The organism is Vreelandella lionensis (genome assembly GCF_044543515.1).
Taxonomy (GTDB): domain Bacteria; phylum Pseudomonadota; class Gammaproteobacteria; order Pseudomonadales; family Halomonadaceae; genus Vreelandella; species Vreelandella lionensis.
Genome location: NZ_JBITWC010000006.1, coordinates 72,389 through 85,010, shown reverse-complemented (window position 1 = coordinate 85,010; position 12,622 = coordinate 72,389). Strand labels below are relative to the sequence as shown.

Annotated in this window: 9 protein-coding genes; 7 read left to right on the top strand and 2 right to left on the bottom strand. The window is 60.1% G+C overall.

The window, feature by feature from the left end:
- The first annotated feature begins 14 nt into the window (after window positions 1-14).
- The gene (locus tag ACIGG6_RS05240; protein WP_399842839.1) at window positions 15-1,121 is read left to right on the top strand and encodes an ABC transporter ATP-binding protein; all 1,107 of its coding nucleotides are present in this window, start codon (window positions 15-17) and stop codon (window positions 1,119-1,121) included.
- A 196-nt stretch (window positions 1,122-1,317) separates the two neighbouring features.
- Complete coding sequence (locus ACIGG6_RS05235; protein ID WP_399842993.1) at window positions 1,318-2,349, top strand: LacI family DNA-binding transcriptional regulator; 1,032 nt, start codon at window positions 1,318-1,320, stop codon at window positions 2,347-2,349.
- Between the two features lie 14 nt (window positions 2,350-2,363).
- On the opposite strand, the gene gap is transcribed toward ACIGG6_RS05235, so the two are convergent.
- Window positions 2,364-3,368 (bottom strand): type I glyceraldehyde-3-phosphate dehydrogenase, encoded by a 1,005-nt coding sequence (gene gap / locus ACIGG6_RS05230; RefSeq protein WP_399842836.1) that lies wholly within the window; start codon window positions 3,366-3,368, stop codon window positions 2,364-2,366.
- A gap of 242 nt (window positions 3,369-3,610) precedes the next feature.
- Between gap and pyk the strand changes: the two genes are divergently transcribed.
- Window positions 3,611-5,077, top strand: a complete 1,467-nt coding sequence (pyk, locus tag ACIGG6_RS05225) for a pyruvate kinase (RefSeq protein ID WP_399842834.1) — start codon at window positions 3,611-3,613, stop codon at window positions 5,075-5,077.
- Window positions 5,078-5,131: 54 nt separating this feature from the next.
- Complete coding sequence (locus ACIGG6_RS05220) at window positions 5,132-5,608, top strand: methylglyoxal synthase (RefSeq protein WP_305947898.1); 477 nt, start codon at window positions 5,132-5,134, stop codon at window positions 5,606-5,608.
- Window positions 5,609-5,626: 18 nt separating this feature from the next.
- On the opposite strand, the gene cra is transcribed toward ACIGG6_RS05220, so the two are convergent.
- Window positions 5,627-6,601: a catabolite repressor/activator gene (gene cra / locus ACIGG6_RS05215; protein WP_399842831.1), complete on the bottom strand. Its 975-nt coding sequence runs from the start codon at window positions 6,599-6,601 to the stop codon at window positions 5,627-5,629.
- A 237-nt stretch (window positions 6,602-6,838) separates the two neighbouring features.
- Between cra and ptsP the strand changes: the two genes are divergently transcribed.
- Genes ptsP through ACIGG6_RS05200 form a run of 3 tightly spaced genes read left to right on the top strand, consistent with a single transcriptional unit; the run spans window position 6,839 to window position 12,413 of the window.
- Window positions 6,839-9,709 (top strand): phosphoenolpyruvate--protein phosphotransferase, encoded by a 2,871-nt coding sequence (gene ptsP, locus ACIGG6_RS05210; RefSeq protein ID WP_399842828.1) that lies wholly within the window; start codon window positions 6,839-6,841, stop codon window positions 9,707-9,709.
- Window positions 9,709-10,680, top strand: a complete 972-nt coding sequence (gene pfkB / locus ACIGG6_RS05205) for a 1-phosphofructokinase (protein ID WP_399842827.1) — start codon at window positions 9,709-9,711, stop codon at window positions 10,678-10,680. The genes ptsP and pfkB overlap by 1 nt, the downstream gene beginning before the upstream one ends.
- A complete protein-coding gene (locus ACIGG6_RS05200) occupies window positions 10,677-12,413 on the top strand; it encodes a PTS fructose-like transporter subunit IIB (RefSeq protein ID WP_399842824.1) in 1,737 nt (578 codons plus the stop codon). Before pfkB ends, ACIGG6_RS05200 begins: the two co-directional genes overlap by 4 nt.
- The last annotated feature ends 209 nt before the right edge of the window (window positions 12,414-12,622 follow it).

Sequence of the window (12,622 nt, the reverse complement as noted above, 5' to 3'; positions counted from 1 at the left end):
GGCAAGGAGTTACCATGGCAAGTGTTACGCTTGAAAAGGTCAATAAGGTATTTGGCCGCGATCACATCATCAAAGACGTTGATCTTTCCATTGGCGACGGTGAGTTTGTCGTGTTCGTGGGCCCCTCCGGCTGCGGTAAATCCACCCTTCTGCGCCTGATTGCCGGGCTTGAATCGATCACCGATGGCGATTTGAACATTGGCGGCACCGTGGTCAACGATTTACCGCCTCGTGAACGCGGCGTGGGGATGGTGTTTCAGTCCTACGCGCTCTACCCGCACATGACCGTTTACGACAATATGGCATTTGGTCTTAAGCTGGCCAAAACCGACAAAGAAACCGTGCACGAGCGGGTGATGAGTACAGCGAAGATCCTGCAGCTGGAAGAGCTTCTCCACCGTAAGCCCAAAGCCCTTTCCGGCGGCCAGCGCCAGCGGGTGGCGATGGGCCGTGCCATGGCGCGGGAGCCGCGCATCCTGCTGTTTGACGAGCCGCTCTCCAACCTGGATGCCTCGCTGCGCGTGCAGATGCGCAACGAAATTGCCCGTCTACATAATCGTCTGGGTTCTACCATGATTTACGTCACCCACGATCAAGTAGAAGCCATGACCCTGGCGGATAAAATCGTGGTGCTAAACCGCGGTCATGTAGAGCAAGTGGGCAGCCCTCACGAGCTGTACCAGCGTCCGGCCACCAAATTCGTAGCCGGCTTTATTGGCTCGCCCACCATGAACTTTATGCCCGCCGAGCTACTGAGCGGCACCGCCGACGGCTGCCGAGTGAAAGCGGCGGGAGTGGGAGAAGTATCATTGCCCCAAGCGGGCGACGCTTACTCGAAAGGCACCTCGCTCACACTTGGCGTGCGTCCCGAGCACCTTCGCCTGGAAGCGCCTCAGGGCGATAACTGCTTTGATATCGTCAACGTTGAGTACCTGGGTAACGAGGTCTACGTGTATCTGGAGCCGAAAGAGGGCTCTACCTTGCTGATCCATCGCAGCGAAGCGCCCAGCCAGTGGAAAGAGGGCCAGCAGGTATCGCTGGTGCCGGATACCAAACATGTTCATTTATTCGACGAAAGCGGCGCCGCATTAACGCTTTCCGCAACCCGCTCGGCAGCTTAAGTACTGATAGAAAGACCCATAACGGCCTTGGCTGGGTGAGACAACCTTTCAAAGAGGGTAGTCGTCACACCATCAAGGCCGTTATTCTGTGCGCGACAATCAAATAATTAGCCTGCGCTGTAAATGTGTCAGGCACGCACCCTCTCCGCTAACGTTCTTCACTTGTTTAGGAAGCACCGTGACCGCCCCTCGCCGAATGACCCTAAAGGATCTTGCGCTCGAACTCGGCGTCTCAACCGCGACGATTTCCAACGCCTTTAACCGACCCGACCAGCTCTCCCCGCTGCTGCGCGACCGCATTCTTAAGGAAGCTAAGCGGCTGGGGTATAGTGGACCCGACGCCAAAGCACGCAGCCTGCGCACCGGACGCTCCAGCATCGTGGCGGTGATTCTGGCCGAAAGCCTGACTTACAGCCTGAACGATGCCGTGGCCAGTGAGTTTCTCTCTGGCGTGGCTGAAGTGCTGGATGCCCACGGCCATACCATGTTGCTATTACCGGGCCGAGGCCACGCTTCCCAGCCACCCGGCTCGGCTAATATCGCCGATGGATTTATCGTTTACGGGCTGATGCCCAACAATAAACTGCTGAACGAACTGCCCTCTCAACGCCCTTTGGTGTCGGTAGACTTCGATATCGACGGAAGCCCTACCGTGCACATCGATGACCGCGACGCCAGCTACGCGATGGCAACCCATGCGCTTAAGCAGCGCCCTCTTCGGCCTGCCATTATCAACCTGCGTTTAACTAAAGAGCACTGCAATGGCCGGGTGACCAAAGAGCACACGATGCTGCCCGACAGCAGCACGATAAGCCGTGCGCGCCTGGCCGGTTTTCATGCCGCGCTCACCGAACATGGCTTTGATACCGAACAGATTCCGCTGTGGAATATTGAAGAGAACGTATTTGACGTGTGCTCGCCGGTGATTACCGAGATCATTGACCTGCCCGCTGAGCAGCGCCCTGACCTTTTGCTATGCATGTCAGATCGAATTGCGCTCACTGCGCTAACGCTAGCAGAGCAGCGAGGTATTCACGTACCGGGAGAGTTACGCATTACGGGGTTCGATGGCATTGCCGAAGGCCAGTACCGTGCCCCCCGCTTAACTACCGTACGCCAGGACAGCGCAGGCAAAGGGCGAGTCGCCGCCAAAATGATTTTGGGGCGGATACCAAAAACCCAGCAGCTGCTCAAAACCGAGCTGCTGCTGGGCGATACCTGCCCTTAAAGATCAAACAGGCGTTATTTGGCGGTTTTCTGCATCGCGATGGCGGTATCCAACATACGGTTGGAGAAGCCCCACTCGTTGTCGTACCACGCCATGATCTTCACCAGACGACCATTAACGCGAGTATGGTTAGCGTCAAAGGTAGACGAGTGCGCATCGTGATTGAAGTCGATAGACACCAGCGGCTGGGCGTTGACGGCCAAGACCGGGGAGTTCGCGGCGGCTTTCTCAACAATCGCGTTGATCTCTTCTTTGGTGGTATCACGCCCCGCAGTAAAGGTTAGATCCACCAGGGAAACGTTGATCACCGGCACGCGCACGGCCAGGCCATCGAACTTACCCGCCAGCTCCGGCAGTACCAAACCCACGGCTGCCGCCGCGCCGGTTTTGGTCGGAATCATGGAGTGGGTGGCACTACGCGCACGGTAGGGGTCGGAGTGATACACATCCGACAGGTTCTGGTCGTTGGTGTAGGCGTGAACGGTAGTCATCAGGCCGTTTTCGATACCGACTGCATCGTTCAGCGCTTTAGCGACCGGAGCCAAGCAGTTGGTGGTGCAGGAAGCATTTGATACCACGGTGTGCTCGGCGGTCAAAATATCGTCATTCACACCGTAAACGATAGTGGCATCCGCATCCGGGCTAGGCGCAGAAATCAGTACGCGCTTTGCACCTGCAGCAATATGCTTGGCCGCCGCTTCGCGCTTGGTAAACAGGCCGGTACACTCCATGACGAGGTCAATATTCATAGAGGCCCAAGGCAGGTTGGCCGGATCGCGCTCAGAAGAGATCGCAATACGATCCCCATCCACGCTGATGCTCTCTGCATCGTGCTCGACCGCAAACGGGAAATGGCCGTGAACAGTATCGTGGCGCAGCAGGTGGGAGTTTAGGGAAGGGTCGCCCAGATCGTTAATCGCAACTACCTGAACGCGATCACGGTAGCCGTTTTCATACAGCGCACGCAGTACGTTACGGCCAATCCGTCCAAATCCGTTAATGGCAACTCTTATTGTCATGGTAGCACCTCAATCAAGCAGTGGTCGTAGATGGCGTATCCAGTAAAAAAATTACTAAAAATACGTATTTAATCACCTATAGGCCGATTAAAACCTGCCATAACCGCCCCTAAAGGCTAATAACTATCCAATATGTAGTAAAATTACTATATAAAGGCTATCGTAGTCCAATACTTAATCAACGATTCACCCGCCCTTTTTTCGGGCCTCGTTCAGCCAACGCTGCTCATCAGGAGTACCATATGACACGTGCAACGTCCCCGACTCCCCTACGCCGTACCAAAATCGTCGCCACGCTTGGCCCAGCCAGTGACCGCCCTGAGGTGTTGGAAGCCATGCTAAAAGCGGGCGTTGACGTGGTACGACTGAATTTCTCCCACGGCTCTGCTGATGATCATCGCCGCCGCCTCACCGAGGTGCGCGAGATCGCTCAGCGCTTAGGCCGCAGCGTAGCGGCACTGGGCGACTTGCAAGGCCCTAAAATTCGTATTTCCCGCTTCAAAGAAGGCGCTATCCACTTAGACATCGGCCAAGCATTTGTGCTCGATATGGCTATGGATGCCAATAGCGGCACCGCCGAACGGGTCGGCTGCGACTACAAAGCGCTGGTAAATGACGTTTCACCCGGCGACCGTCTGCTGCTGGATGACGGCCGCGTCGTGCTGGATGTCACCTCTATTGTTGGGCAGGAGGTTCACACCCAAGTTCACGTGGGTGGCAAGCTGTCTAACAATAAGGGCATTAATAAACAAGGCGGCGGCCTGTCGGCACCGGCCCTCACCGACAAAGATAAGCAGGACCTGAAAACAGCCATTGAGATTGGCGTGGACTATTTAGCCGTCTCCTTCCCGCGCCATGCCGCCGATATGCAAGAAGCCCGCGCGCTGCTGGGCGAGGAAGGCAAAGAGATTGGCTTGGTCGCTAAACTGGAACGCGCAGAAGCCGTGGCCAACGATGAAACCTTAGATGCCATCATTGAAGCGTCAGAAGCGGTGATGGTCGCCCGTGGCGACCTGGGCGTAGAGATTGGCGATGAAGCGCTGATTGGCACCCAAAAGCGCATCATCAAGCATGCCCGCTCACTGAATCGCGCGGTGATCACGGCCACCCAAATGATGGAGTCGATGATCGAATCGCCGCTCCCTACCCGTGCGGAAGTCTTCGACGTGGCTAACGCCGTGCTCGACGCCACCGATGCGGTCATGCTCTCGGCGGAAACGGCGGCAGGCGACTACCCGGTGGAAACCATCGAAGCCATGGACCGCGTCTGCCTAGGTGCCGAGCGCGAGCGCATCGCCCAAGCCTCTGGCCACCGTATTCATGAAGGCTTCGAGCGGATCGATGAAACCATCGCACTTTCCGCTATGTACGCTGCCAACCACCTAACCGGTGTACGCGCCATTGCCTGCATGACCTCCACCGGCTACACGCCGCTGATTGCCTCGCGCATCCGCTCTGGCTTGCCGATTGTCGGCTTGGCCCACAGCCCCATCGCCCAACGGCGCATGGCGCTCTACCGTGGCGTAGTCTCGATTCCATTCGATACTACGCACATGGAGGCCACCGAGGTGAACCATGAAGCTATCAAACTGCTGAAGGCCCATGGATTGGCACGCCCAGGTGAGCATGTCATTCTTACTCGCGGCGACCATATGAATGCCCACGGCGGCACCAATACCATGAAAGTACTGGCCGTTGACGCCGAGTAACTAACCGCCTCGCCGCACTATCAATAATAAGCGAATGACCAGGAGAGCCATGCCATGAACGATGCCCGCCCACCCCGCCAAGCCGTGCGCACGCTGCAACCGCGCAAGCGTATTGCGCTGATTGCCCACGATGGCAAAAAAACCGAGATGCTGGAGTGGGCGACGCGCTGGCAAGACACACTAAGCCAGCACACGCTGATTGGCACAGGCACTACCGCAGGGCGGCTGAAAACCGCCCTGGGGCTAGAAGTGGAAGGCTTAATGAGCGGGCCGCTAGGCGGCGACCAGCAGATTGGGGCGCGCATCGCCGAGCAGCAGCTCGACGTGCTGGTCTTCTTCTGGGACCCCTTTGCACCGCAGCCCCACGACCCGGATGTGAAAGCGCTGTTGCGTTTGGCGGCGCTATGGAACGTGCCGGTAGCGTGTAATGCGGCCAGTGCCGACTTTCTGCTCTCCTCGCCCTATCTTAGCGAACGCTATGATATGTCGATTCCAGACGCGAACGCCTGGGCACAGGCCCGCACGGTATAAACCGCGCGCCGCCTGCGCTCAGCGAGTACGCAGGCGGCGCGCGACCACCTGCTGCCCGCATTGGTAGTTTCCATTCATCGCGCCCAGCGCGCACTGAAGCGTCAGCTCGGCGATGCGGTCATAATCCTGCAGCGCCGAATTAACCGGCTGAGGCAGAAAATCTAACAGGCGGTGGTCACCAAAAGTGGCTAACCGCAGCGTCTCCGGCAGCCCGCCCTGGGCAAGCAGTTCATCAAACACACCTTCCATCAGCGCGTAGGAGGCCGTGACCAGCGCATCTACCTCGCCTGCAGCAAAGAGCTGTTGCGCCAGCTCAACGCCCACATCTCGCTCATAGCGCCCACCGCTAAAGGTAACGGCTTCAACTCCCTTCCCTTCCAGTGCGGCAAAAAACCCTGCACGACGCTCCCGGCTTACCGAGAGTTCAGGCATGGCATCCAACCAGGCAATGCGCCGTGTTGAACCATCCATCACCGAGCACGTCAGCGCATAAGCGGCTTCTTGGTCATTGCTCACCACGCTAGCAAAGCGCTCGGGTGTCAGGCCCCTGTCCATCCCAACAACGCTCCACCCTTCGTTGGCCATATCCGTATAAAAGGTGTCGTTTTCAGGCAGGCAGCTGGCGGTAATCAGCACCTCACAGCGCTGGGCGCGCAGCGCTAAGGCCAGCGCGCGCTCACTATCCGCGCAGTCATCGGAACTCACCACCAACAGCTGGTAGCCGCGCTCGCGAGCACCGCGTTCCAGGCGTTTGGCAAGGCGCGCGTAGCTGATGTTTTCCAAATCCGGCACGATCAAACCGATCAACCGGCTAGCGCCACGGCGCAGCGCGGCGGCCTGAGGGTCAATGTGATAGCGGTGCTGACGCACGACGGCCATCACTTTATCGATAGTGGCCGGGCTGATGCGCCGCTGCTCGGCCTGGCCGTTGATTACATAGCTTGCCGTGGTGCGCGAAACCCCGGCGAGCCGGGCAATATCGGCAAGTGTCATGCTGGTTTCCCCCTAAATGAAGACGGCAGTTTAGCAGCCGTTTTACCCTCTTCAGACCAAAGTCTAAAAAGACAACCCTTGTGTCCAAAAGTGAATCGATTCAGCATAGCCAACTATACACAGGTGACACGATTCATCCAGCTAACCACAACGATCTACGACTAACGTTTTATGCGCGCACTTTCGCCGCCAATCGCAGACGTTGCCGTTGCCTGACCGCGTTTACAGGAGACCCCTATGTTGACACTCGGCCCCGATGACATCTTGCTCGACCGCCACGCGGACAACTGGCAAGCTGCGCTCGACAGCGCCGCCAACGCCCTGGCAGAGGCTGGCTTGGTTGCGGCCGAGTACCGCGATGGCCTCCACGCCCGCGAAGCGCAGTCCTCAACGTACCTAGGCAACGCAATTGCCATTCCCCACGGCACTCCGGAAAGCCGCCATCACGTCAAGCGTACCGGCGTGCGGGTACTGCAGTTCCCTAAAGGAGTGCAGTGGCACGACGGCAACACCGTACATGTAGTGGTCACCATTGCGGCACAAAACGACGAGCACCTGGATATTCTGCGCCAGCTTACCCACGTACTCGACCGCGACGGCGTAGCAACCGAGTTGGCCCGCGCCAGCTCCGCCGCCGATGTTGCGCGCCTGCTCTCGAAGCCGTCATTAGCACCGCGCCTGGATACCGATACGCTGTGCATCAACTTCCCCGCCCGCGACCCGCAGGAACTAGCCCTAGCGGCGGCAGCGCGGCTGCGCCAAAGCGGCTGCGTGGATAACGGCTTTATTAGTGCCGTGGCGAGCGCCCAGCCCCAGTGGTTGGGTAAAGGCTTATGGCTTTCAAGCCACGCCCAAGGGGTGAACCAGCCCGCACTAGGCGTGGCAACGCCCGCCGATGGCACCATCGAACACGGCGGCCATCCGGTTCATGCGCTGTTCTGCCTGGCCACCAGCGGCGATGCCCACCGGCCGCTGCTCGAGCAGCTGATGTCGGTACTGGAAAACGGCGAAAGCGACAGCTTTGTGAGCAAAAACAGCGCTCAGCTACTGGCGGCACTGGCAGGCGAAACCGCCAGCACCCAAACCCGCCGCGTGCGAGTTCTGAACCCCCACGGCCTGCACGCTCGCCCGGCTAAACAGCTGGTACAAATCGCCCGCGCCCAGCCCATGCCCATCAACGTGCGCCTGGAAGAAGGCAGCGCCACCACGGTATCTGCTGCCAGCTTGACCAAAGTGATTGGCCTGGGTGCGCGCCGTGGCCAATGGCTGATCTTCTCTGCCGAGGGCGAACAGGCAAGCGCCGCGCTAGATGCCATTGCCGCCGCTGTCGAAGAGGGCTTGGGTGAAAAAGTCACGCCGTTCGACGGGGGCCGCGATGCCACGCCCGCCGCCAACGCCAGCAAGCCTGCCGTGGAGCCGCTGGCCGCCGACAAGCCGCACACCGGCGTGGCAGCCTCCCCAGGGTTAGCGATTGCCCCGGTGTTCGTCATTCGCCCGATGCAGTTTAATTACCCGGAGCATGCCAGCGACCCCACCCAAGAGATCGCACGCTTAGAGGCCGCTCTGAAAGAGGGCGCTGCCCAGCTGCAGGCGCTGGTACACAACGCCCCTGGCGGCGAAGTGGCCGACATTCTCTCTATGCACGAAGAGATGCTCGACGACCCCGAATTGCACCAGGCGGCGATTGACGCCATTCGCGAAGGCCGCTCGGCGGAAGCAGGCTGGTGGGAAGCCATCGACACCGCCGCCCACGCCCAAGAGATGCTGGCAGACCGCCTGCTGGCCGAACGCGCCGCCGACCTGCGCGATGTAGGCCGCCGTGTGCTCGGCGTGCTTTGCGACGTTACCCTGCCCGAGCCACCCGACCACCCCTATATTTTGGTGATGGACGATATCGGCCCCTCCGATGTGGCCCGCTTAGACACATCCCGCGTGCGTGGCCTGCTGACCGTTCGCGGCGGTGCCACGGCGCACAGCGCTATTCTGGCTCGCGCGCTGGGCATTCCTGCGGTAGTAGGTGCCGGTGAAGCGGTGATGGCGCTACACAACGGCGGCATGATGATTCTGGATGGCGAGCGCGGCCGTGTAACTTCGCAGCCGTCTGAAGAGCGCCTGCGCCGCGCCGAGCAGCAGCTGCTTGATCAACAGCAGCGTGAAGCGGATGCCTGGGAGCTGCGCTTTGAACAAGCGCAAACCCGCGACGGTCACAAGGTGGAAGTGGCTGCCAACCTCGGCAACACCGCCCACGCCGCCGATGCGGTAGAGCGCGGCGCGGAAGGCGTCGGCCTGCTGCGCACCGAGTTCCTGTTTATGGCCTACTCCAGCGCGCCGGATCTCGCTACGCAAATCGCCGAATACCGTGAAGCCACCGATGCGCTTAATGGCCGCCCGCTCGTCGCCCGCACCCTTGACGTCGGCGGCGACAAGCCGCTGCCCTACTGGCCGGTGCCCCAGGAAGACAATCCCTTCCTCGGCCTGCGCGGTATTCGCTTAGCGCTGACCCAACCAGAAGTGTTGGAAACCCAGATTCGCGCGCTGCTGATGGCCGCCGTCGGTAAACCGCTACGCATTATGCTGCCGATGGTCAAAGACGTGGCCGAGTTCCGCGCGGCGAAGGCGATTTATGACCGCCTGCTCAAGGAGATCTCCCCCCAGCAGCGCGCCACCGACGTACAGCTTGGCGTGATGATTGAGGTGCCCTCCAGCGCCTTGTTAGCACCCACGTTGGCCGCCGAAGTAGACTTCTTCTCAGTCGGTACCAACGACCTAACGCAGTACACTCTCGCGATTGATCGCGGCCACCCAGAGCTTTCCGCTCAAGCCGATGGCCTGCACCCGGCGGTACTGCGGTTGATTCAAATGACCGTTGAGGCCGCCCACGCACAAGGCAAATGGGTCGGCGTGTGTGGTGAACTGGCTTCTGATGCCATGGCCGTGCCGGTTCTGGTGGGCTTAGGTGTCGATGAACTCTCGGTGAGCGCACGCCAAATCCCGCTGGTCAAAGCCCGCCTGCGCGAGTTTGATCTTGCCCAAGCCCAGGCCAGCGCCCAGTTAGCGCTGAGCAAAGCCACCAGCGACGAAGTCCGCGACGCCTTGGAGGCCAGCTAATGGCAAGAGTTGTCTGTATTACGCTCAACCCAGCGCTGGATCTCGCCTTCAATCTGGATGCGCTGACGCTGGGGCACGTCAACCGCCCCACCGGCGCGCAGCTGGAAGCCGCAGGTAAAGGGGTAAACGTCGCGCGGGTATTGGCAAGCCTAGGCCACGAGGTGATCGTCAGCGGCTTTTTGGGCGCAGAGAACGACGCCCCTTTCAGCCTCGCCTTCCCCCGTTACGGCGTCGAAGATGCCTTCGTGCGGGTGCCGGGCAACACTCGCATCAACGCAAAACTCGCCGAGCAGAGCGGCCGTGTGACCGACATCAACGGCCCCGGCATGCCCATCGAAGCCGCCCATCTGGAGGCTTTACGCACCACGCTAAGCGGCCTGTTTGAAAGTTGCGCGCCGCCTGAGGCCGTGGTGGTCGCGGGCAGCCTGCCTCCCGGCATCGCCCAGCCCACGTTTGGCGAGCTGCTTGCCTTCCTGAAAGGTTTCGGGGTGCCGCTGTGGGTGGATACCAGCGGTCCGGCGCTGCTCACGGCGATTGCCGCGCAGCCTGCCGCAGTAAAGCCCAACGAAACCGAGCTGGCCGACTGGGCCGGTAGCGCCCTTGATAGCGACCAACAGCGCCAAGCCGCCGCCGAGCGGCTGCACGCCAGCGGCATCGAACACGCGCTGATTTCCGCAGGTGCCGAAGGCGTTTTATGGGTGAGCCAGCACGGCATCTGGCAATCCACGCCGCCGACCGTCACTGCCACCAATACCGTTTGCGCAGGCGACACCTTTGTGGCCGGCATGCTCCACGGGCTGCTAAGCCAGCACTCACCCGACGATACGCTTCGTTTCGCCACGGCGCTTTCTGCCGAAGCGGTACGCCATGTCGGTGTGGGCACTTCCCACGCCGATGATTTTGACTCACTCCAACAACAGACCCGGGTACGGCGTCTTGACGACACCCACACCGAGGGAGCCACGCGATGAACCTAATCCTGATTACCGCCTGTCCCAGCGGCATGGCGACCACTTTCCTGGCCGCCAAGCGCCTAGAGCAAGCCGCCACGCGGCTGGGCTGGAACGTTCATGTAGAGATGCACGGCGAGATTGCGCCACTGCAAGCCGCCAGCGCCGAGCAGATTGCTAACGCCGATTTGATCGTCGTGGCCGCCGACCACGTACCCGCTCCGGAACGTTTTGAAGGCAAGCGGCTATTCCAGGCTCCTATTGCCAGCGCCCTGCCCGACCCCAGCGCCTTCTTAAGCCAAGCTAAGCGGGAAGCACCGATCTACAGTGCCCCGGCAGCCACTGCTGCGGCCCCGGCCAGCAGTGCGGGCGGCAAAAAAATCGTTGCCGTCACCGCCTGCCCCACCGGCGTTGCTCACACCTTTATGGCCGCCGAAGCGCTGGCCGAAGCGGGTAAGGCCATGGGCCACCAGATTCGCGTGGAAACCCAAGGCTCCGTGGGCGCGCAAAACAAACTCACGGAAGCGGAAATCGCCGACGCGGACGTGGTCGTATTGGCCTGCGACATCGAAGTGGACCCGTCACGCTTTGCAGGCAAACGGGTTTATCGCACCTCTACCGGCAATGCGCTGAAAAAGCCGCGCCCGACCCTGGAGGCTGCCTTCACCGACGCCGTTGTGGAAGACGGCGCCAGCTCCGCCAGTGGCGCATCGGCCAAGAAAGGCATGAAAGAGAAAGGCGTCTATAAACACCTGCTGACCGGTGTGTCCTTTATGCTGCCCATGGTGGTGGCGGGTGGCTTGTTAATAGCCCTCTCGTTCGTGTTCGGTATCGAAGCGTTCCAGGACGAAGGCACCCTGGCCGCTGCGCTGATGCAGATTGGTGGCGGCACGGCCTTCGCGCTGATGATTCCCGTTCTGGCGGGTTACATCGCCTACTCCATCGCCGACCGCCCCGGTATTGCCCCCGGCATGATTGGCGGTATGTTGGCCGCCGAGATTGGCTCCGGGTTTATCGGCGGCATTTTGGCCGGTTTCCTGGCGGGCTACGTGGCCCTCGCCGTCACGCGCTACGTGAAACTGCCTTCCAGCGTTGAGTCGCTCAAACCGATTCTGATCATCCCGCTGATTGCCAGCTTGGTCACCGGCCTGACGATGATCTACGTGATTGGCGAGCCGGTGGCTGCCGTGCTGAGCGCGCTCACCAGCTTTTTGGAGTCCATGGGCTCGACCAATGCCGTACTGCTGGGCATTCTGCTCGGGGCCATGATGTGCTTCGACCTGGGTGGACCGGTCAACAAAGCGGCCTACACCTTTGGCGTCGGCCTGCTGGCCTCTGAAACCTACGGCCCAATGGCCGCGATCATGGCCGCCGGCATGGTGCCCGCGATTGGTATGGGCATTGCCAGCTTCGTGGCGCGTAACAAGTTCTCTGCCCCCGAGCGGGAAGCGGGTAAAGCATCGTTCGTGCTGGGCCTGTGCTTTATCAGTGAAGGCGCGATTCCCTTCGCGGCGAAAGACCCGCTGCGCGTGATTCCCGCCTGTATCGCAGGTGGCGCGGTCACGGGTGCGCTTTCTATGCTGGTGGGTGCCAAGCTGATGGCCCCCCATGGCGGTATCTTCGTGCTGCTGATTCCTAACGCCATTACTCCCGCTCTGCTTTACCTGGGCGCGATTGTGGTGGGCTCATTGATCACCGGCCTGGGCTACGCGTTTATCAAACGTGGCGCTGCCCAAGTAGCCGTTGCCAGCTAAAAGCGGCACACTAAGGGCGAGGCAATCTCGCCCTTTTGTTTTTCAGTCAGACATTCAAGACGACCACCATCCCGCTGTTTTATTAACCATTTTTCGCTAACTGTTGTTCTCAAGCGCGCAACATGTAGTATTTTTACATAAATAACAGCGACGCCAGGGGTCGGACACGCCCCGTTAGCGATAACGATGTAAAACAGATGTAAAAACAA